The 20,216-nt window shown below is 63.8% G+C and carries 18 protein-coding genes; 13 read left to right on the top strand and 5 right to left on the bottom strand.

What is annotated here, in order from left to right:
• From exeE to exeC, 3 genes are read right to left on the bottom strand one after another with little or no spacing between them, the layout of a single operon-like run.
• Positions 1–1,506 (bottom strand): GspE family T2SS ATPase variant ExeE, encoded by a 1,506-nt coding sequence (gene exeE, locus R2B70_RS02830; protein WP_318162583.1) that lies wholly within the window; start codon positions 1,504–1,506, stop codon positions 1–3.
• Entirely contained in the window at positions 1,506–3,566 is a 2,061-nt protein-coding gene (exeD, locus tag R2B70_RS02825; RefSeq protein ID WP_216991037.1) for a GspD family T2SS secretin variant ExeD, read from the bottom strand. Before exeD ends, exeE begins: the two co-directional genes overlap by 1 nt.
• 21 nt (positions 3,567–3,587) lie before the next feature.
• Positions 3,588–4,442, bottom strand: a complete 855-nt coding sequence (gene exeC, locus R2B70_RS02820) for a GspC family type II secretion system variant ExeC (protein WP_280842014.1) — start codon at positions 4,440–4,442, stop codon at positions 3,588–3,590.
• A gap of 213 nt (positions 4,443–4,655) precedes the next feature.
• Here exeC and hslR point away from each other — a divergent pair, with 213 nt between their 5' ends.
• The 7 genes from hslR to R2B70_RS02785 all read left to right on the top strand — a co-directional run bounded on the left by hslR (position 4,656) and on the right by R2B70_RS02785 (position 11,684).
• A complete protein-coding gene (gene hslR, locus R2B70_RS02815) occupies positions 4,656–5,054 on the top strand; it encodes a ribosome-associated heat shock protein Hsp15 (RefSeq protein WP_318162582.1) in 399 nt (132 codons plus the stop codon).
• A gap of 103 nt (positions 5,055–5,157) precedes the next feature.
• Positions 5,158–6,042, top strand: coding sequence for an Hsp33 family molecular chaperone HslO (hslO, locus tag R2B70_RS02810; protein WP_318163313.1), 885 nt, complete (start codon positions 5,158–5,160; stop codon positions 6,040–6,042).
• A 149-nt stretch (positions 6,043–6,191) separates the two neighbouring features.
• On the top strand, positions 6,192–7,817 hold the full coding sequence (gene pckA / locus R2B70_RS02805; protein WP_209794001.1) for a phosphoenolpyruvate carboxykinase (ATP): 1,626 nt from the start codon (positions 6,192–6,194) through the stop codon (positions 7,815–7,817).
• Positions 7,818–7,993: 176 nt separating this feature from the next.
• The gene (locus R2B70_RS02800) at positions 7,994–8,659 is read left to right on the top strand and encodes a GntR family transcriptional regulator (RefSeq protein WP_042075918.1); all 666 of its coding nucleotides are present in this window, start codon (positions 7,994–7,996) and stop codon (positions 8,657–8,659) included.
• Between the two features lie 33 nt (positions 8,660–8,692).
• Positions 8,693–10,495, top strand: a complete 1,803-nt coding sequence (locus tag R2B70_RS02795) for an aminopeptidase P family protein (protein WP_318162581.1) — start codon at positions 8,693–8,695, stop codon at positions 10,493–10,495.
• A 136-nt stretch (positions 10,496–10,631) separates the two neighbouring features.
• Complete coding sequence (locus tag R2B70_RS02790) at positions 10,632–11,084, top strand: GNAT family N-acetyltransferase (protein ID WP_318162580.1); 453 nt, start codon at positions 10,632–10,634, stop codon at positions 11,082–11,084.
• A 129-nt stretch (positions 11,085–11,213) separates the two neighbouring features.
• Positions 11,214–11,684 (top strand): glycine zipper 2TM domain-containing protein, encoded by a 471-nt coding sequence (locus R2B70_RS02785; protein ID WP_042075925.1) that lies wholly within the window; start codon positions 11,214–11,216, stop codon positions 11,682–11,684.
• A gap of 75 nt (positions 11,685–11,759) precedes the next feature.
• On the opposite strand, the gene R2B70_RS02780 is transcribed toward R2B70_RS02785, so the two are convergent.
• Positions 11,760–12,722 (bottom strand): inorganic triphosphatase, encoded by a 963-nt coding sequence (locus R2B70_RS02780; RefSeq protein ID WP_318162579.1) that lies wholly within the window; start codon positions 12,720–12,722, stop codon positions 11,760–11,762.
• A 170-nt stretch (positions 12,723–12,892) separates the two neighbouring features.
• Between R2B70_RS02780 and R2B70_RS02775 the strand changes: the two genes are divergently transcribed.
• Positions 12,893–13,573: a TIGR00153 family protein gene (locus tag R2B70_RS02775; RefSeq protein ID WP_042075928.1), complete on the top strand. Its 681-nt coding sequence runs from the start codon at positions 12,893–12,895 to the stop codon at positions 13,571–13,573.
• 23 nt (positions 13,574–13,596) lie between these two features.
• Positions 13,597–14,862 (top strand): inorganic phosphate transporter, encoded by a 1,266-nt coding sequence (locus tag R2B70_RS02770; protein WP_042075931.1) that lies wholly within the window; start codon positions 13,597–13,599, stop codon positions 14,860–14,862.
• Positions 14,863–14,972: 110 nt separating this feature from the next.
• On the opposite strand, the gene R2B70_RS02765 is transcribed toward R2B70_RS02770, so the two are convergent.
• The gene (locus R2B70_RS02765) at positions 14,973–16,211 is read right to left on the bottom strand and encodes a multifunctional CCA addition/repair protein (protein ID WP_042075934.1); all 1,239 of its coding nucleotides are present in this window, start codon (positions 16,209–16,211) and stop codon (positions 14,973–14,975) included.
• Between the two features lie 229 nt (positions 16,212–16,440).
• Between R2B70_RS02765 and R2B70_RS02760 the strand changes: the two genes are divergently transcribed.
• From R2B70_RS02760 to R2B70_RS02745, 4 genes are all read left to right on the top strand, one after another.
• On the top strand, positions 16,441–18,084 hold the full coding sequence (locus tag R2B70_RS02760; protein ID WP_042075936.1) for an ExeA family protein: 1,644 nt from the start codon (positions 16,441–16,443) through the stop codon (positions 18,082–18,084).
• Entirely contained in the window at positions 18,084–18,773 is a 690-nt protein-coding gene (exeB, locus tag R2B70_RS02755) for a GspB family T2SS assembly factor variant ExeB (RefSeq protein ID WP_318162578.1), read from the top strand. The genes R2B70_RS02760 and exeB overlap by 1 nt, the downstream gene beginning before the upstream one ends.
• A gap of 86 nt (positions 18,774–18,859) precedes the next feature.
• Positions 18,860–19,945, top strand: a complete 1,086-nt coding sequence (gene mutY, locus R2B70_RS02750; RefSeq protein ID WP_318162577.1) for an A/G-specific adenine glycosylase — start codon at positions 18,860–18,862, stop codon at positions 19,943–19,945.
• Entirely contained in the window at positions 19,942–20,214 is a 273-nt protein-coding gene (locus R2B70_RS02745; protein WP_010675742.1) for an oxidative damage protection protein, read from the top strand. The genes mutY and R2B70_RS02745 overlap by 4 nt, the downstream gene beginning before the upstream one ends.
• The last annotated feature ends 2 nt before the right edge of the window (positions 20,215–20,216 follow it).

The raw sequence follows: 20,216 nt of genomic DNA, 5'->3' as shown, positions 1-20,216 counted from the left end.
TCAGTCTTCCCGGGTCACGCGCAGCACCTCTTCGAGGCTGGTCTGGCCCTGCAGGACCTTGTCGATGCCGTCGCGGCGGATGCTGGGGGTATGGGCCCGGATCAGCCGCTCGATGGCGAGCTCGCCGCTGGCACAGTGAATCGCCTCGCGCACCGCTTCGTCCACCACCACCAGCTCGTGGATGCCGGTCCGGCCGCGATAGCCGGTGTGGTTGCACTGCTCGCAGCCCACCGGGCGCCAGATCTGCTGATCCGGTGGAAGATCCAGCCCCATGGCGAGGCGCTCCTGCTCGGTGATCGGGTGCGCGGTGCGGCAATCCAGGCAGAGGGTGCGCACCAGCCGCTGGGCCAATACCGCCAGCAGGGACGAGGAGAGCAGGAAGGGCTCTATCCCCATGTCCCTCATCCGGGTGATGGCGCCGATGGCGGTGTTGGTGTGCAGGGTCGACATCACCAGGTGACCGGTCAGCGACGCCTGCACCGCGATCTGGGCGGTCTCGAGGTCGCGGATCTCCCCCACCATCACCACGTCCGGATCCTGACGCAGGATGGCGCGCAGGCCGCGGGCGAAGGTCATGTCCACCTTGCTGTTGACCTGGGTCTGGCCCACCCCTTCGAGGTCATACTCGATGGGGTCTTCCACCGTGAGGATGTTGCGATCACGGGAGTTGATCTCGGACAGGGCCGCATAGAGGGTGGTGGACTTGCCCGAACCGGTCGGCCCCGTCACCAGTATGATGCCGTGGGGCTTGCGAATGAGATCGCTGATGATGTTGCGGTTGGCGAGCGTCATGCCGAGCTGCTTGAGCTCGAGGCGCACGTTGTTCTTGTCCAGCAGTCGCAGCACCACCCGCTCGCCGTAGCTGGAGGGCATGGTGGAGACCCGCACGTCCACGGCGCGGCCGCCGATGCGCAAGGAGATGCGGCCATCCTGGGGCACCCGCTTCTCGGCGATGTCCATCCGCGACATCACCTTGATGCGCGATACCAGCAAGGAGGCGAGCTTGCGATGGGGCCGCAGTATCTCCCGCAACACGCCGTCGATGCGAAAGCGAATGACCAGGGCCCGCTCGAAGGTCTCGATGTGGATGTCGGACGCCTCCTCCTTGATCGCCTCGCTCAGCATGGCGTTGATGAGGCGGATGATGGGGGCGTCGTCGTCGGCGTCCAGCAGATCTTCGCTCTGGGGCAGCTCCTCGGCCAGGGCGAAGAAGTCCATCTCGTTGCCGAGATCCTCCATCAGCTGGCGCGCCTCGGAGGAGTCGCGCTGGTAGTGGGCCATCAGGAGCGTCTCGAACTCGTCGCTGCCAAGCTGTTCCACCTGGAAGGCGCAGCCCGCCACCCGCCGCACCTCCAGCAGGGTCTGCGGGGTCACGCCCTGGCGACAGAGCAGCACTGGGGTCCCCTGGCGCTCGGTCAGGATGACCCCGAAGTTGCGGGCGAAGGCGAACGGCAGTTCCGGCAAGGAGGCCGGCAGCTCGCTGCCATCGAGCTGATAGGCGGCCATCAGGGCTTGCTCTGCACGAAGGGTTGGCTCTGGGGCTGCTGCACCATGGGTCTCACCACAGTGGTCGACTGCTGCTGCGCCTTCATCAATTCGATCTGCTTCTGCACCTCGGGGGAGAGCATCACATCCTGGCCGTAGGCGGGCAACACCTGGCGGGTCGGCGAGGTGGCATAGCCCTCCTGGGCGGCCAGGTTCAGCTGCTCGGCGCGGAACAGGGTGTACTTGTTGCTGGAGACCCCGGTGTAGACGTTGGCGTCACGCAAGATGGTCGGCCGGATGAAGACCATGAGGTTGCGCTTGGCCGTGGTATTGGAGGTGGAGCGGAACAGGTAGCCCAGCACGGGGATGTCCCCGAGCAGCGGCACCTTGGAGACCTGCTCCTTGGTCTGTTCGTCCATCAGGCCGCCCAGCACCACTGTCTCGCCGCTCTTGACCAGCACGGCGTTCTTCACGGTGCGGGTATCGAAGGTGGGGCCCAGGTTCGCGGTCCCGGTCGCCTGGGTCTGGGCCACGCTGGAGACCTCCTGCTCGATGTTGAGCAGCACCGAGTCCCCCTCGTTGATCTGGGGCGTCACCACCAGCTTGGTGCCCACCGTCTTGCGCTCTATGGTGTTGAACACCTGATCGCTGGTGGTGGAGCTCTGGGAGCCGCTCTGCACCGGCACTTCCTGGCCGACGTTGAAGGAAGCTTCCTTGTTGTCCATGGTGACGATACTCGGGGTCGAGAGGATGTCGTTCTTGGTGTTGGTGGAGAGCGCCGTCACCAGGGCGGCCCAATCCCCCTTGTAGAAGCCCGCCGCCATGCCGCTGAAATCACTGAGCAGGTTTTCGAGCCCGTCGGTGTTGCCGTTGTCGTCGTAATCCTTGCCCGCGATGATGGCGGGGCCGATGGGCAGGCCGGTATTGGTGAACTGGGTGCCGCCGCCGTTGGCGTTGGCCCACTGCACCCCGAGGTTGAGGCCGTCACCGTCCTGGATCTCGACGATGATGGCCTCCACCAGCACCTGGGCACGGCGGATGTCGAGCTTGGCGATCACCTGCTCCAGCTCGGCCATGACGTCCGGCTGGGCGGTGATGACCAGGGCGTTGGTGGTCTCGTCCGCGGAGATGGCGAGCTGGCCGCCCCCAATGCTGGCGCCGCCGGCGGCCGTGGCCGCTGCCCCGCCCTTCTTGTCCGCCGCGATGCTGGAGCTGACGCCCTTGAGCACGTCCACCAGATCCTTGGCCTTGCCATATTTCAGATAGAAGACCCGGGTGTTGCCCTGGCTCTGCAGATCCCGATCGAGCTGACGCACCATCTGGATGATGCGGGCCCGAGCCTTGGGCTCGCCGCTGATCACCACGGAGTTGGTACGCTCGTCGGCCACCACCTTGGGGGAGAGCAGCAGGGAGGCGTTGGCCCCCTGATTGCTGCCGTCCTTGTTCAGATTGGTCACCAGCCGCACCATCTCGCCGGCGGAGGCGTACTTGAGCTTGATGACGTCCATGTCCTGGTCACCGGCCTTGTCCACCCGGCGCACCACCTCCACCAGGCGATTCACCACGGCCGCCCGGCCGGTGATGAGCAGCACGTTGGAGGGTTCGTAATGGACCACGTTGCCGCCGCCGGCGTTGTCGTTGAGCTGGCGCAGCAGGGGGGCCAGTTCGCGCACCGACACGTTGCGCACCGGCACCACCCGGGTCACCATCTCGTCGCCCACACCGGGATTGCTGTCATCCACCACGGGAATGGCCGAGGTCTTGGCATCCTTGGAGCGCACCACCTTGAGGACCCCGTTGTTCATGGGCACCACGGCGAAGCCGTAGACGTCGAGCACGCTCAGGAAGAACTGGTAGTACTGATCCTCGTTGAGCAGATCGTAACTGCGCACATTGATCTTGCCGCGCACCGAGGGCTCGATGATGATGGTCTTGTTCAGGTTCTTGCCGACCGTGTTGATGAACTCTTCGATGTCGGCGTTCTTGAAGCTGGCGGAATATTCGGTGGCCCAAGCAGAACCGGCCATCATCAAGGCTGCCGCCACAGTGGCGAGACGCCAGTGCTTCCCTTTATTTGTCATTCTTGGTGCTACTCCGATTCATTATTCTGACAAGCCGACATACACGTCGTAGAGCTGTCCTTGCCGCTCGACGGTGACGGTCATTTCCGTGGCACCCGCCACCTGCTGCATCGCCTGCATGGCCTGTGCGTTGTCACGGAGATCCAGGCCATTGATGCTGACCGCCAGATCGTTGGCGACCAGACCGAGCTGATTGAACACTTCCGGATTGCGGCCTGGATTGAGACGATAGCCGACCATGCGGCCATCCACCCGGACCGGGGAAATATTGAGGTAATCGGTGATCTTGCCTGGATTGCTCAGCAACTCGCTGCGCACCGAGGAGAGCTTGTCGTCCTGAGTGCCCTGCCTGGGCAGCGGCTTGCCATACTCTTCCCCGTCCAGCATCAGGGTCTCGTCGCGCCCCTCCCGGGCGATGATGACCCGGTCGGCGAACACCTGGCGGATCTTGGCCTGGGTGCCGTCGATGTAGTCACCTATGCCATAGGAGTTCTGCAATCCGTTGTGGGCGATGATGGCGATGGACTTGGCCGGATCGGAGCTCGCCAGCACCCCGTTGAGCTGGGCGTTGAGCTGGGTCTTGGGGGCATCGGCTGCGACGGCATCTGCCACCTTGTCGCCCTTGGGCTGCTGCGCCTTGCCAAACAACGAGAGGCGGCTGACATTGGCGATATCCAGGCGATTGCCGCCACTGCCCTGGGCCGAGGTGACCGATGGCTGCCAGGGGACGCTGCGGGATGGCTGGGCCAGTTCGAACAGGCGCCAGGTGAGCACGGCGCACTGCTGCGCCAGCAACAAGAGCAGCAGCCAGAACAGAGGCTGGCTGAAACGGGAGAGTGGCACGGCCTTGCAGCGAGCCAGAAGGGGGCTCAGCAAGTCATCCCTGAACGGTAGCGTCATCTTTATCAAAATTGTCTGGCATCCAAGTCGGTTGGCTATTGTGTACGGCAATGGACCCAGAGACAACCGACCGGATGGGATGAGGGGGTGAAAATCCAGATCCCGTCACACCGCCGTTCTCCCTGTTTCTATCCCCCCCCTTGCCTCTGGTATAATCAGGCGCCCTTTTCAGCCACACGGAGCCGATTCATGCCAAATCTAGCAGAAAACAGCACTCAGGTACGGCTCGACAAGTGGCTGTGGGCCGCCCGCTTCTACAAGACCCGTAGTCTGGCACGGGATCAGATCGACGGCGGCAAGGTCCACTACAACGGCCAGCGCAGCAAACCGGGCAAGACCGTCGAGGTCGGCGCCCTCGTCCGTTTCTGGCAGGGCCAGGACGAACGGGAGGTACGGGTGCTGCAGGTGAGCGAGCAGCGCAAGTCCGCCCCCCTGGCCCAGCAGCTCTATGAAGAGACCGAGGCCAGCCTGAAAAAGCGGGCGGAAAACAGTGAGGCCAGGCGCTTCAACAGCCAGTTTGCCCCGAGCCCGGAACGCCGCCCCGACAAGCAGGAGCGGCGCCAGCTGATCAAGGTCAAGCAATCCTAATCTGCCTGTGTGGCCCCTTTATGACGGCAGGTGGGGGAATTAGTTCCTAACCACCTGTTTAACAATGTATTCATTTTCCCCAAGAACATCCTAGGACAACATGATGAGTAACCAAGATCTCCTGTATCGCTATCTGTTCGAAGAGTACGAAGTGCGGGGGGAGCTGGTCCAGCTGGATCGTACCTATCGTCACATCATCGATGCCCAGAACTACCCGGTACAGGTGCAGCAACTGCTGGGCGAGCTGCTGGTCGCCACCAGCCTGCTGACCGCCACCCTCAAATTCGAGGGCTCCATCACGGTGCAGTTGCAGGGGGACGGCCCGGTGCGTCTGGCGGTGATCAACGGCGATCACAACCAGCAGTTGCGTGGCGTGGCCCGCTACGAAGGGGAACTGCCGACGGACGGCAAGCTGCAGAGCCTGATCGGCCAGGGTCAACTGGTGATCACCATCACCCCGGAACAGGGTGAGCGCTATCAGGGCATCATCGCCCTGGAGGCCGATACCCTGGCGGCCTGCCTCGAGCAGTACTTCGCCAAGTCCGAACAGCTCGCCACCAAGCTCTGGATCAGAACCGGCCACCATCAGGGCGAGCCCCGCGCCGCCGGCATCCTGCTGCAGGAGCTGCCCGCCCAGAGCGAGGATCACAGCGCCGACTTCGAACATCTGGAGCAGCTCACCAGCACCATCAAGGACGAGGAGCTGTTCGGTCTGGAAGCGGAAGAGATCCTCTACCGCCTCTACCACCAGGACAAGGTGCGGGTGTTCGATCCCCAGGCCATCGAGTTCCGCTGCACCTGCTCCCGCGCCCGCTGTGAAGGAGCCCTGCTGCAGATAGAGAAGGAGGAGGCGGTGGCCATGGTGCAGGAGCTCGGCAAGATCGACATGCACTGCGACTACTGCGGCGCCCACTACGAATTTGATGGGATAGACATCGAAACCCTGTTCAGCAGGGCTCCCGGTAATGATGCAAACCAGTTACACTAATCAAAGGCGGGCAAAACCCGCCTTTAACTTAAATAACAAAAAAATACCCTATTTTATAAAGTTTGATGGCGATCGCTAAAAACTACCACCTAGGTGGTAGCATGAACGTCAGATAGAACCCTACACACCTCTGAACCCAGGAGAATACAATGACAATCGTGGTAGAACCCGCCCTGGCCCAACAACTGAAGCTGGACCAGTACGGTATCAAAAACAGCCAGGAAATCGTTCGCAACCCCTCCTATGAGCAGCTTTTCGCAGAAGAGACCCGCCCAGACCTGGAAGGCTTCGAACGTGGCGTCGTCACCGAGCTCGGCGCGGTCAACGTCAACACCGGCATCTTCACCGGTCGCTCCCCGAAAGATAAATATATCGTCAAGGACGGCACCACCCAGGATACCGTGTGGTGGTCTGACCAGGGCAAGAACGATAACAAGGCGATCACCCCGGAAGTGTGGTCACATCTGAAATCCCTGGTGACCAAGCAGCTCTCCGGCAAGCGCCTGTTCGTGGTGGACGGCTTCTGCGGCGCCAACCCGGATACCCGCCTGGCCGTGCGCATCATCACCGAGGTGGCCTGGCAGGCGCACTTCGTGAAGAACATGTTCATCCGCCCGAGTGAAGCCGAGCTGAAAACGTTCGAACCTGACTTCGTGGTGATGAACGGTGCCAAGTGCACCAACCCGAACTGGAAGGAGCAGGGTCTCAACTCCGAGAACTTCGTCGCCTTCAACATGACCGAGAAGATGCAGCTCATCGGTGGCACCTGGTACGGTGGCGAGATGAAGAAGGGCATGTTCTCCATGATGAACTACTTCCTGCCCCTGCGCGGCATTGCCTCCATGCACTGCTCCGCCAACGTGGGCAAGGACGGCGACGTCGCCATCTTCTTCGGCCTCTCCGGCACCGGCAAGACCACCCTCTCCACCGATCCCAAGCGTCAGCTGATCGGCGATGACGAGCACGGCTGGGACGACCACGGCGTGTTTAACTTCGAAGGGGGCTGCTACGCCAAGACCATCAAGCTCTCCGAAGAGGCGGAACCGGACATCTACCACGCCATCCGTCGCGATGCGCTGCTGGAGAACGTGACCGTGGCGGCCGATGGCACCATCGACTTCGACGATGGTTCCCGCACCGAGAACACCCGGGTCTCCTACCCCATCTACCACATCGACAACATCGTCAAGCCGGTCTCCAAGGCGGGTCACGCCACCAAGGTGATCTTCCTGACTGCCGACGCCTTCGGTGTGCTGCCCCCGGTCGCCAAGCTGACCAAGGAGCAGACCAAGTACCACTTCCTGTCCGGCTTCACCGCCAAGCTGGCCGGCACCGAGCGCGGCATCACAGAGCCGACCCCGACCTTCTCCTCCTGCTTCGGCGCGGCCTTCCTCAGCCTGCACCCGACCAAGTACGGCCAGGAGCTGGTGAAACGGATGGAAGCGGCAGGGGCTGAAGCCTATCTGGTCAACACCGGCTGGAACGGCACCGGCAAGCGGATCTCCATCAAGGACACCCGCGCCATCATCGACGCCATCCTGGACGGTTCCATCGAGCAGGCGCCGACCAAGGTACTGCCGATCTTCAACCTGGAGGTGCCGACCGAGCTGCACGACGTGAACCCGGGCATCCTCGACCCGCGCGACACCTATGCCGATCCTACCCAGTGGGACGCAAAAGCCGTGGACTTGGCCCAGCGCTTTATCAAGAACTTCGAGCGCTTCACCGACAATGAAGAGGGCAAACGCCTGGTAGCGGCGGGCCCGCAGCTATAAAACGGGCGGATCGCCAGCCCCCATCCCGTACCGGTCAGCCCTGCTGACCGGTATTTTTTTGGCCGATGCGCGGCGTATGACTCCCGCCAAGCCTTGCCTTGTGGCCCCTTGCGCGTTAGATTCAGCCAAACTTTATACAATATACAATTTTGTAACGATTCCCCTGTGACCCGATCATGACCCCACCCTACAAGACCCGCACCCAGATGGTGATGGAGAACCTGCGCGGCCGGATATTGCGTGGGGAATTTCCCGCCGGCGCCCCCCTGCGTCAGGACGCCCTCGCCAAGGAGCTGGCGGTGAGCCGGATCCCGGTGCGGGAAGCCCTGATGCAGCTGGAGGCCCAGGGGCTGGTGAAGTTCGAGGCCCATCGCGGTGCCGTGGTCACCATGCTGGACGCCTCGGCCATCGAGGAGCTCTTTTATTTGCGGGCGCTGCTGGAAGCCGATACCCTGTTCCACGCCGTCGACAAGATGACGGAAGCCACCTTCGCCGAGGCGGAGGCTATCCTCGCCCAGTTCGATCTGGCGCTGGAGTCCGGCACCCAGATCGAGCACTGGGCCGAGTTGAATCACCGCTTTCACGCCACCCTCTATCAGGCTGCCAATCGCCCCCAGGCACTGGAGCTGATCGCCCAGATCAATCTGAGCTGCGACCGCTATGTGCGCTTCGAACTGCTGTTCGCCCAGGGCGGTGTGGACAAGGCCGAGCGTGAGCACGCCCGGCTGCTGGAGCTGTGCCGCACCCGCCGCAAGCACGAAGCAGTGGTGCTGCTCAAGCAACACATCGAGGCGGCAGGCCAGTCGATCAGACAGATCCTGGCAGGCAGCCACCATCCATGAACACTCACATCACCACAATCTGGCAATAACGACATGAATCATTTCGAGATTATTGAAACCCGCGTCGCCCAGGTCAGGGCCACACTGGCCACGTTGGAACTGGACGCCTTCATCGTTCCCCACGACGACGAGCACCTGGGGGAGTACATTCCCGCCCATGCCGAGCGGCTGGACTGGATCACGGGTTTCAACGGCTCCGCCGGTCTCGCCATCATCCTGGCGCAGCGGGCGGCCCTGTTCATCGACGGTCGTTATACGGTGCAGGCACGCATGCAGGCGCCGGCCGAGCTGTTCGAATTTCTCCATCTGGTGGAAGATCCCCACGTGCAGTGGCTGGCGGAGCAGCTGCCTGCCGGCGCCCGGGTCGGTTTCGACCCCCGCCTGCACAGCCTGGCCTGGTACCAGAACGCCAGGGCCGTGCTGGCGGATCGCGGCATCGCGCTGGTGCGGGTGGACGAGAACCCCATCGATCTGCACTGGGTCGATCGCCCGACCCCGGCCAAGAGCCCTGTCATCCTCTACAGCGAGGCACTGGCGGGCCAGTCCAGCCAGGCCAAGCGCGAGATGCTGGCCAGCGATCTGCGCAAGCGCGGACTGGATGCGGTGCTGCTGACCCAGGCCGAGCCCATCAACTGGCTGCTCAACCTGCGCGGCCGTGACGTGGAGCGGCTGCCGGTCGTGCTGGGTTTTGCGGTGCTCTACGCCAACACCAGCATGGATTTCTTCGTCGACACCGACAAGATCGACTGCTTCGCCTTCAGCCAGCACGTGGGGCAGGATGTCTCCGTCTACCCCATCGACAAGCTGGGTGATGTGCTGCAACGCATCGGCGAGGATCAGCAGAAGGTGCTGGCCGACCCCAACACCGCCAACGCCTGGACCCAGCTCATCATGGAAGAGGCGGGCGCCATCCTGGTGGCCGGTCAGGACCCGACCATGCTGCCCAAGGCGTGCAAGAACGAAGTGGAGCTGGCCGGCATGCGCGCCGCCCACCTGCGCGACGGCGTCGCCGTCACCCGTTTCCTCGCCTGGCTGGACCGGCTGGTCGCCAGCGGCTCCTTCGAGGGGGTGGATGAAGGCACTCTGGCCGACCGGCTGGCAGCCTTCCGCCACGAGCAGGAGCACTACGTCGAGCCGAGCTTCGACACCATCTCGGCGCTCGGCCCCAACGCAGCCATGTGCCACTACCGCCACACCAACGGCACGCCGCGTGCCTTCGGCCAGGACAGCATCTATCTGGTGGACTCCGGCGCCCAGTATCTGGACGGCACCACCGACATCACCCGTACCGTGAAGGTGGGTGAAGTGAGCGATGAGCACAAGGCCATGTTCACCCGGGTGCTGCAGGGCCACATCGCGCTGGATCAGGCCCGCTTCCCCCGCGGCACCGCCGGCATCCAGCTCGACGTGCTGGCCCGCATGCCCCTGTGGCAGGCCGGCTACAACTACGACCACGGCACCGGTCACGGGGTCGGTCACTTCCTGAGCGTACACGAAGGCCCCCAGCGCATCGCCCCCAAGGGCAGCCTGGTGGCCCTGCAGCCGGGCATGGTGCTCTCCAACGAGCCAGGTTACTACCGGGAAAACGGGTTCGGCATCCGCTGCGAGAACCTGGTGGTGGTCACCGAGCAGGAGCAGCTCGGCGAGCTGCCGATGCTCGGCTTCGAGCGGCTGACCTATGTACCGTTCGATACCCGCCTCATCGATCGCAGCCTGCTGAGCCCGGCGGAATTCCGCTGGATCAACGAATACCATGCCGAGGTCTATCGTCGTCTTAGCCCCCTGCTGGACGGCGAGGATCTCGCCTGGCTGGAGCAGGCGACCAGCCTCCTCTGATGACACAGGGCCTGCGGGCCCTGTTTTTTGCCCGCCGTCGGCCGGGGCAACCCCTTGCATCAAGCCGGTCACCCTTCTACCCTGTGCCCTTTTTGTGCTGCCGCCCGGCGGCAGAGACCTTATGCCAGGAGCCCGGATGCAGCCTCCCCCCGTTTTGCGCATTGCCACCCACGCCGACATGCACGCCATAGGACGGCTCGACGCCGACATCTTCGGTGAGGATGTCTATCCCCCCTTCTTCTTCCGTCAGGCCATGGATTTGTGGCCCGATCTGCTGGTCGTGGCGGAGCGGGAAGGCAGGCTGCTGGGCTATGCCCTGGGAGGGATGGGACAGGATCGGTCGCAGGGCTGGCTGCTGTCCCTCGCCGTGTTGCCCGAGGCGCGCGGCTTCGGTCTGGCAGAGCGCATGATGCGGCGGGTAGAGCAGGGGCTGGCGACTCTGCGAGTCGCCCGGATCAGGCTGACCGTGGATCCGGCCAATCCGGCCCAGCGCCTCTACCTGCGGCTTGGTTATTCCTTGCTGGCCGAGGAGGCGGGCTACTTCGGCCCGGGCGAGGATCGCCTGCTGCTGGAGAAGACCCTGGGCTGACCCGTTCGGGGGATGGTGCACCATACCCCCTCATAAATGGTTACATTTTGCAGGTTTGACGAGCAATCTGGTTGGCGTAAAGTGGAATCCATCACCCGATTAAACCTATGCCTGCCCAGGAGGCCCATCATGTTGAAACGCATTGCTCTCGTCACCCTGCTGGCCGCCACCACAGCCCTCACGGGCTGCGCCAACAGCGACGTCTACTCCGGCGATGTCTACACCAAGGATCGCGCCAAGCAGGTACAGACCGTCAGCTACGGCACCATAGTCTCCACCCGCCCGGTCAAGATCCAGGCCGATGAGAACTCGGTGCTGGGCACCATAGGCGGCGCCGTGGTCGGCGGCCTGCTCGGCAGCACCATAGGCGGTGGCCGCGGCAGCGACATCGCCGCCGCCGGCGGTGCCATCGCCGGTGCCGCCGCCGGCAAGGCGGCCGGTGACAAGCTCAACCAGGTCGATGGCGTCGAGCTCGAGATCAAGAAAGAGAACGGCGAGTCCATCGTGGTGGTGCAAAAAGCCAGCCCCACCTTCGTACCCGGCGCCCGGGTTCGCATGACCCAGGGCAATGGCAGCATCAACGTGGCCGTGGTGAACTGATCGCCTCCACCGGACGCCATAAAAAAGGTGAGCCCAGGCTCACCTTTTTTGTCCGTCTTGTCTGCCGCCGCCGGCTCAGGCCTCCTGATGCAGCCAGGCCGCGATGGCCAGTTGCAGACCCACCATACCGGCATCATGAAGCCGGGCGCGAAGTGACCCCGCCTCCCCCGCCACCGCCAGCAGGCGCTGCTGTACCAGGAGCCCGGGCAACCAGGACGGAGCCGGGGTCAGGGAGCCGGCGGCCTCGGCCACCAGGGCCACCCCTTCCAACAGGGCGTGCAGCGCCCGTTGCCGCTCGTCATCATCGCCACTCTCAAGCCAGAGCTGCTCATGGTGCTGCCAGTGTTGCAGGCCAAGGCCGATGCGCTCCTGCTGCGTCCGGCCCCCGACATCTGGCAAGGGCTGCACGGTCAGCGGCTTGCCGAGCCCCGCCAGCCGGTAACCGCGCTGCGCCTTGGACTGGGCCCCCAACCTGAGCCCGCCCAGCGTCGCCAGCCTCGCCGCCAGGGCGAACAGGGCGCCGGCCTCGCCGGACTTGATCTCCAGCTCCAGCTCGTCGATCCCGGTGCGTCCCAGAGCGCCGACAATCTCCCCCCGATCCCAGGCCAGCTCGATCTCGGCACGCTCTCCGGCGCTCTCGAATGCGATCAGCCAGTGGCGGCGCAGAAAGTCGGTGCTGAACTGGGCCACCAGCCGGGACTGGATCTCGTCGCGCACGGCCAGGCTTGGCCAGATCTCTTCGGGGAAGGTCGCCAGGGTCGGCAGCTCACCCTCGATCGGGGCATTGTACTCGGGCCTGGCGTGCAGCCCCCCCACCGCCTGACCCCGGCATTTGATGGTCTGCTCGGAGAAATGGTCGCTGCGGCGGATGCGCAACCCCATGTCGAGGCGGCGCAGATCCAGAGCGGGGGTGTCGAAATAGACATTGCCGAGCCTTGCCTGATCGGAGGAGATAATTTCAAGCGAATTCAGAAAGTTGGAGAGAGAGTCTTGAATATTGCTGGTGATGAAAAACTTTATCTCGATCTCAGTTTGCATAGTCATTCCGGGCGGGCAGGCAACTTTGGGGGGCATGATCCGGATCGCGGGGATATAATGCCAGCGATAGATTCAGGATTAATTCACGGTTTTATTGATGGCACAGTTCGGTTACCATGCGCCCCTCATAAAATCGTATCGAGTGTTTTTTCACCGACACAGGTTTGGCCATGCCAGTAAATACTATTTTGGGTCTTTTTGCCAAGTCCCCCATCAAGCCGCTGCAGAAGCATATCGTCAAGGTTCACGTGTGCTGCGAGCAGCTCATTCCCTTCTTTGATGCCGTTGCCGAAGAGCGCTGGGAAGATGCCGAGAAAATCCGGCAACAGATCGCCCAGCTGGAAAAAGAAGCGGACATTCTCAAGCGCGAAATTCGCCTGAAACTCCCCCGCGGCCTGTTCCTGCCGGTCGCCCGTACCGATCTGCTGGAGCTGTTGACCCAGCAGGACAAGATTGCCAACCGTGCCAAGGATATTTCCGGCCGCATGCTTGGCCGCAAGATGGAATTCCCCACCGAGATGCGTGCCGATTTCATGGCCTATCTCAAACGCTGTATCGATGCGACCGCCCAGGCCGAGAAAGCCATCAAAGAACTCGATGAGCTGCTCGAAACCGGCTTTAAAGGACGTGAAGTTGAAATGGTTGCCGAGATGATCCACCAGCTGGATCTCATCGAGGACGATACTGACACCATGCAGATCGGGCTGCGCCAACAGCTGCAAGCCGTTGAGCACAAGTACAATCCGATCGACGTTATGTTCCTCTACAAGATCCTCGAATGGGTAGGTGACCTGGCAGATCAGGCCGAGCGCGTTGGCGCCCGCCTGGAATTGATGCTGGCTCGTTCGTAATCGACTGACTGGGTAAACACTGAATGGACATTATCGCGAATTACGGCACCACCCTGGTGCTCGTGGCGGCCTTGTTCGGCTTTTTGATGGCCTGGGGCATTGGTGCGAACGACGTCGCCAACGCCATGGGCACATCGGTCGGCACCAAATCCCTGACCATACGCCAGGCGATCATCATCGCCATGATCTTCGAGTTCGCTGGCGCCTACCTGGCCGGTGGTGAAGTGACCGCCACCATCCGCAACGGCATCATCGACACCAGTGCCTTCGCCGATACCCCGGATCTGCTGGTGCTCGGCATGATAGCCTCCCTGCTGGCGGCGGGAGCCTGGCTGATCCTGGCCTCCTACTTCGGCTGGCCCGTCTCCACCACCCACTCCATCATCGGCGCCATCGTCGGCTTCGGGGTGGTGAGCATAGGTCCGGAAGCGGTGCAGTGGAGCAAGTTTGGCGGCATCGTCGGCTCCTGGGTGGTCACCCCGGCCATCTCCGGCATCATCGCCTACTTCATGTTCATCAGCGTGCAGAAGCTCATCTTCAACACCGACAACCCGCTCGCCAACGCCAAGCGCTATGTTCCCTTCTACATGTTCCTGACCGCGCTGGTGATCTGCCTGGTGACCATCAAGAAGGGTCTGACCCACGTCGGCCTGCACCTGAGCGATGGCGAGGGGATCCTGCTCTCCGTCGCCATCTCGGTGGCCCTCTCCATCGGCGGCTGGTTCTACATTCGCGGCCAGAAATACAACCCGCAGGATGACAACAAGATGCACTTCGCCAACGTGGAGAAGGTATTCGGCATCCTGATGGTGATCACCGCCTGCGCCATGGCCTTCGCCCACGGCTCCAACGACGTGGCCAACGCCATAGGTCCGCTCTCCGCCGTGGTCTCCACCGTGGAAAGCGCCGGCCAGATCAGCGGCAACAGCCACATCGCCTGGTGGATCCTGCCCCTTGGCGGCATAGGCATCGTCATCGGTCTGGCCACCATGGGCGAGAAGGTGATGGCGACCGTCGGCACCGGCATCACCCACCTGACCCCGAGCCGCGGCTTCGCCGCCCAGCTGGCCACCGCCGCGACCGTGGTGATCGCCTCGGGGACCGGCCTGCCCATCTCCACCACCCAGACCCTGGTGGGTGCCGTGATGGGGGTAGGCCTGGCCCGCGGCATCGCCGCCCTGAACCTGGGTGTGCTGCGCAATATCGTGATCTCCTGGGTGATCACCCTGCCCGCCGGCGCCATCCTGGCCATCGCCATCTTCTACGTGCTGCAGGCCTGCTTCTCCTAATCGCCTCCCGGCGACAGCAAAAAGCCCGAGTCAGTGACTCGGGCTTTTTTACGCTTCTCTTTTGCCTCAAACGGTCGATGACGCTGCACCAACCGCCCCGACACAGGCACTTATTCTTCGATGAAGGTCCACTCGTCGCGCACCCGGCTGATGGCGTCGAGCCGTCGCTTGCCGAGCTGCTCGCGGATCGCCTCCCCCTTGAAGCCCGCCGCCACTATCTCCTTCACCGGCACCGCCGTGGCCGCCTCCAGCGCCTGGGCCACGTAGTCCGGCTGGCTGTAGACCTTCTCCTCGAAACCGGTGCGACCGTGGAAGTCGGCGCGGCAGGCATCCAGCAACTGGGCGAAACGCTCCGGTCTGCGCCAGGCATCGGCCTTGTCGAACACCTTCAGCAGGGTCGCCGGCTTGAGCTCGAAGGCGATGTGGATGTGGGTGTGCAGATCGCTCACCAGCAGGGCCAGATCACGGCACTCGTTCGGTACCCGGAAGCGCTCGCAGAAGTCGCGAATGAGCGGCAGCCCCTTCTGTCCGTGGCCGTGGTGGCTCGGCCAGAACGCCGGCGGGGTCAGTCCCTTGCCGAAGTCGTGGCACAGGGCGGCGAAACGCACGGTCAGCTCGGGGGAGAGGCGGCACGCCTGTGCCAGCACCATCATGGTGTGGATGCCGGTGTCGATCTCCGGATGCCACCTGGCGGGGGCCGGCACCCCGAACAGGGCCTCCAGCTCGGGGAAGAGCGCCTTGAGGGCTCCACATTCACGCAGCACCTCGAAGAAGACCTGGGGGGTCGGCCCCAGCAGCACCTTCTCCAGCTCCTTCCAGACCCGCTCCGGGGTCAGGTGGGCGAGCTCGCCGGCGTCGGTCATCTCCCTCATCAGCCCCAGCGTCTCCGGGGCCACCACGAAGCCCTGGCCGTGGAAGCGGGCCGCGAAGCGCGCCACCCGCAGGATGCGCAGGGGATCCTCGGCAAAGGCCGGGGAGACGTGGCGCAGCAAGCGCCGCTCAAGGTCCTCGAGGCCGCCATAGGGATCGTGCAGTTGCCCGCCCTCGTCTTCGGCGATGGCGTTGATGGTGAGATCCCGGCGCAGCAAATCCTGCTCGAGCGTCACCTCGGGATCCGCGTGACAGACGAAGCCGGTATAGCCCCGCCCCTGCTTGCGCTCGGTGCGCGCCAGGGCGTACTCCTGATGGGTGCTGGGGTGTAGAAACACCGGGAAGTCGCGGCCAACCTGGGTGAACCCCAGCGCCAGCATCTGCTGCACGGTAGCACCGACCACCAGGTGATCCCTGTCTCCCTGCGGCAATCCCAACAGGCGATCCCGGACCGCCCCCCCGACCAGATAAATCTGCACGCGCACTCTCCTTCGATAAACCTGCTCCGATAATACCGCTTTTGGCCGCCAGAGACGATGACGCCCCCTCCACCAATCCGGGGTGGGCCCTCAGGTTATGGTCCATGATCATCATCATCCGGGCACAATGGCCCTCGCCGTTCGAGCCAGCCCCTCTTATGGAGCCCGGGTCTTTGACTTCCCTCTGGGGAGGCTTTAACCTGCCGCCATAACAATGGAATGGATCCTTATGTACACACAGTTCTTCGGTCTGTCGGAGCCCCCGTTCTCCATCTCGCCCAACCCCAAATACCTCTACATGAGCGAACGCCACGGAGAGGCCCTCGCCCATCTCAACTACGGGTTGCAGGACGGGGGGGGCTTCGTGCTGCTCACCGGGGAAGTGGGCACGGGCAAGACCACTGTCTCCCGCTGCCTGCTGCAGCAATTGCCCGCCGACACCGAGATCGCCTACATCCTCAACCCCTCACTGACCGAGCGGGATCTGCTGGCGGCCATCTGCGACGAATACCAGCTCGTCTACGAGCAGGAAGCCAGTCTCAAGCAGCTGTTCGATCTCATTCGCGACCATCTGTTGGTCAACCTGGCGGCGGGCAAGCGCAGCGTGGTACTGGTGGATGAAGCCCAGCATCTGCTGCCCGGCGTGCTGGAGCAGTTGCGACTGCTCACCAACCTGGAGACCGACGAGAAGAAGCTGCTGCAGGTGGTGCTCATCGGCCAGCCCGAGCTGCAGCAGATGCTGCGCCAGCCGCTGCTGCGCCAGCTGGCCCAGCGCATCACGGCCCGCTATCACCTGCTGCCGCTCTCCTGCCAGGACGTGGACGCCTACGTGCGCTTCCGGCTGCAGGTGGCCGGCTGCGTCCAGCCCATCTTCACCCCCAGGGCCATCCAGACCCTGCATCGCCTCTCCGGCGGCATTCCGCGCCTCATCAACCTCATCTGCGACCGTGCCCTGATCGCCGCCTTCGCCCGCGGCAGCCACAAGATAGTGCACGGCGACATCAGCCAGTCCGCCTTCGAGGTGAGCGGCATTCGCGACGAGGGGAGTTGGCAGTCCAGCCTCACCGTGACCCTGGCGGGCGCCCTGCTGGTCGCCGCCGGCTGGTGGGGCTGGCAGTTCTTCGGTGTCTTCCCCGCCCGCCCTCTGGTCAAGGTGGAGGTGCCGGTCAAGGTGGATGACACGCCGGAGCAGCTGGAGCAGCTGACCCGCGCCATCAATCAGGCGATCTCACCCGACGTGGCCATGCAGAACCTCTACAGGGTCTGGGGCTACCAGACGGAGCTGGAGGAGGCGACCTGCGACAATGCCCCCCGCGCCGGCCTGCGCTGCCAGGAAGGGGACGCCTCCCTGGCCCAGCTGCAGGCCCTGCAATACCCGGCCCTCATCAGCCTGACCGACGAGACGGGCGGTCTCTATTACGCCACCCTGGTGGGACTGGGGGCGGACAAGGCCTCCCTGCTCATCGGCAACCAGAGCTGGCAGGTGGACAGACAGTGGCTCTCCGACGCCTGGGGGGGCAGCTACACCCTGCTCTGGCGCATGCCCAGGGGCAATCTGACCCTGATCGGCAGCAATGCCGCGCCGGCCCAGATCCAGTGGCTGGACAACGCCCTGAGCCGGGCCCTGCAACAGCCGGATCGCAAGGTGAGCCGCTTCGACGCCACCCTCAAGAACAAGTTGCAGCAGTTCCAGCGCGAGCAGGGGCTGACCCCGGACGGCATCGCCGGCAGCAATACCCTGCTGCGCCTGAACGTGATGGCCGGGGAGCCCATGCCCAGGCTGGAGGATGAATCCCTGCGCGCCAATACCCCGGTCGACCTCGACAGCGTGGCGGACGACGACATGGAACCCATGGTGGAGGAGGCCTCCTGATGTCTACCCTGCTCAAGGCCCTGCGCCGGGCCGATCAAACCCAGTTCACCCCCCACATGCCGCTCATGGGCCTGCCCATGGGCCAGGAAGAGGAGCCCGGACGCCGCTGGATCTGGTGGCTGCTGGCCCCCCTTGCCCTGGTGATGGGGGCGGGTGCCAACTATGGCTGGCACCTCTATCACCTCAAACCCATAGAGCAGCAGGTCGAGATCAAGGAGGTGGTGACGCCGCCCTTCGTGCGGGTCGAACCCAGGCCCATGATCACCCGCCCGTTGCCCCCGCCGCTGCCGGAGCCCGTGGTCGCCCCCAGGCCCGCCGCGGCGACGCCGGCGACCGCCACCGCCACCGCCAGCCAGGGCGAGAGCCTGGCCGAACGCCTGATGGCCGCCCTCAACAACACCCCGCTGGTGGAAGAGACGGCGCCGCAGGCCCAGGTCCAGACCAGCGCCATCCCCCTCAGCGCCCTGCCCTCAGCCTTGCAGCAGCAGGTACCGCAGATGACCTACGGCGCCCACAACTACTCCTCCGACCCGGCCAAGCGGGCCGTGGTACTCAACGGACGGGAGTGGCGAGAGGGGAACGAGATAGCCCCGGGCGTACTGCTGGCGGCCATCGCCCAGGATTACATCGTCCTGCAGGTCGGCGGCCAGTACGCCAGTCTCAAGGCGCTGCAGGACTGGCGCGGTTAGTCCGGCCGAACCGGCCGATCACCCGCCACTGTCCATTCAGAGGGAGCCCGAGAGCTCCCCTTTTTCATCCATGACATGAGCACAATGTGAGCAATTCGAACGACACCACCTTCGCCGGTCGCATTCTGGACTGGTACCAGATCCACGGCCGCAAGACCCTGCCCTGGCAGCAGGACAAGACCCCCTACCGGGTCTGGATCTCCGAGATCATGCTGCAACAGACCCAGGTCGCCACCGTGATCCCCTACTATGAGCGGTTCATGGCCCGCTTCCCCGATGTGCTGGCACTGGCGGATGCCCCCATCGACGAGGTGCTGCACCACTGGACCGGGCTTGGCTACTACGCCCGCGCCCGCAACCTGCACAAGGCGGCCATGCAGATCCGCGATCTGCACGGCGGCCTGTTCCCGGAGCGGCTGGAGGAGGTGATGGCGCTGCCCGGCATCGGTCGCTCCACCGCCGGGGCCGTGCTCTCCCTCTCCCTGGGCCAGCCCCACGCCATCCTGGACGGCAACGTGAAGCGGGTACTCACCCGCTGGCTGGCGCTGGCGGGCTGGCCCGGTCAGAAACAGGTGGAGAACGATCTCTGGGAGCTGGCGACCCGCCTCACCCCCAGGGTCGGGGTGGCCCAGTACAACCAGGCCATGATGGACATGGGAGCCACCGTCTGCACCCGCAGCAAGCCCGCCTGCGAGCGCTGCCCGGTGCGGGACGATTGCCAGGGGCTGTCGCAGGGCAACCCCACCGCCTATCCCCACAGCAAGCCGAAGAAGAGCATCCCGGCCCGCAGCGGCATCATGCTGATCATCCGCCAGGGGGATCAGCTGCTGCTGGAGAAGCGCCCCCCCCAGGGGATCTGGGGCGGGCTCTACTGCTTCCCCCAGGTGGAATCCCTCGCCGAGGTGGCTGGGCGCCTGCAAGGCTTGGGGCTGGATGGCACCGACTATCGGGAGCTCGCTGGATTTCGCCACACTTTCAGTCACTTCCACCTCGATATCCGCCCTTTGCTGATCGAAATGGCTGCGCCGCCGCCCCCCATGCTCATGGAAGCGGATTCCCGACTCTGGTATAACTTACGCCATCCTGCCGAGGTGGGATTGGCGGCGGCCACGGCCCGCCTGCTCGCCTACCCGGACTTACAACCCGACTTGCAACCACAGAGGTCAACATGAGCCGTACCGTATTCTGCCTGCGCCTGAAAAAAGAGGCGCCGGGTCTCGATTTCCAACTCTACCCCGGTGAACTCGGCAAGCGGATCTTCGACAACATCAGCAAGGAAGCCTGGACCGAGTGGCAGAAGAAGCAGGTGATGCTGATCAACGAGAAGAAGCTGAACATGATGAACCTCGAGCACCGCCAGTTGCTGGAAAAAGAGATGGTCAGCTATCTGTTTGACGCGGGTGAAGTCCAGATCGACGGCTATACCCCGCCCAGCCAGTAAGC

It is taken from the genome of Aeromonas sp. XH, from assembly GCF_033348475.1.
Taxonomy (GTDB): domain Bacteria; phylum Pseudomonadota; class Gammaproteobacteria; order Enterobacterales; family Aeromonadaceae; genus Aeromonas; species Aeromonas sanarellii.
This window is presented reverse-complemented; position numbering and strand designations above follow the sequence as displayed.

Bases quoted from the DNA above. Each gene is read 5' to 3' on its own strand.
- exeE (WP_318162583.1), bottom strand. From the start codon at position 1,506: ATGGCCGCCTATCAGCTCGATGGCAGCGAGCTGCCGGCCTCCTTGCCG.
- exeD (WP_216991037.1), bottom strand. From the start codon at position 3,566: ATGACAAATAAAGGGAAGCACTGGCGTCTCGCCACTGTGGCGGCAGCC.
- hslR (WP_318162582.1), top strand. From the start codon at position 4,656: ATGCCAAATCTAGCAGAAAACAGCACTCAGGTACGGCTCGACAAGTGG.
- hslO (WP_318163313.1), top strand. From the start codon at position 5,158: ATGAGTAACCAAGATCTCCTGTATCGCTATCTGTTCGAAGAGTACGAA.
- pckA (WP_209794001.1), top strand. From the start codon at position 6,192: ATGACAATCGTGGTAGAACCCGCCCTGGCCCAACAACTGAAGCTGGAC.
- R2B70_RS02800 (WP_042075918.1), top strand. From the start codon at position 7,994: ATGACCCCACCCTACAAGACCCGCACCCAGATGGTGATGGAGAACCTG.
- R2B70_RS02795 (WP_318162581.1), top strand. From the start codon at position 8,693: ATGAATCATTTCGAGATTATTGAAACCCGCGTCGCCCAGGTCAGGGCC.
- R2B70_RS02790 (WP_318162580.1), top strand. From the start codon at position 10,632: ATGCAGCCTCCCCCCGTTTTGCGCATTGCCACCCACGCCGACATGCAC.
- R2B70_RS02785 (WP_042075925.1), top strand. From the start codon at position 11,214: ATGTTGAAACGCATTGCTCTCGTCACCCTGCTGGCCGCCACCACAGCC.
- R2B70_RS02780 (WP_318162579.1), bottom strand. From the start codon at position 12,722: ATGCAAACTGAGATCGAGATAAAGTTTTTCATCACCAGCAATATTCAA.
- R2B70_RS02775 (WP_042075928.1), top strand. From the start codon at position 12,893: ATGCCAGTAAATACTATTTTGGGTCTTTTTGCCAAGTCCCCCATCAAG.
- R2B70_RS02770 (WP_042075931.1), top strand. From the start codon at position 13,597: ATGGACATTATCGCGAATTACGGCACCACCCTGGTGCTCGTGGCGGCC.
- R2B70_RS02760 (WP_042075936.1), top strand. From the start codon at position 16,441: ATGTACACACAGTTCTTCGGTCTGTCGGAGCCCCCGTTCTCCATCTCG.
- exeB (WP_318162578.1), top strand. From the start codon at position 18,084: ATGTCTACCCTGCTCAAGGCCCTGCGCCGGGCCGATCAAACCCAGTTC.
- R2B70_RS02745 (WP_010675742.1), top strand. From the start codon at position 19,942: ATGAGCCGTACCGTATTCTGCCTGCGCCTGAAAAAAGAGGCGCCGGGT.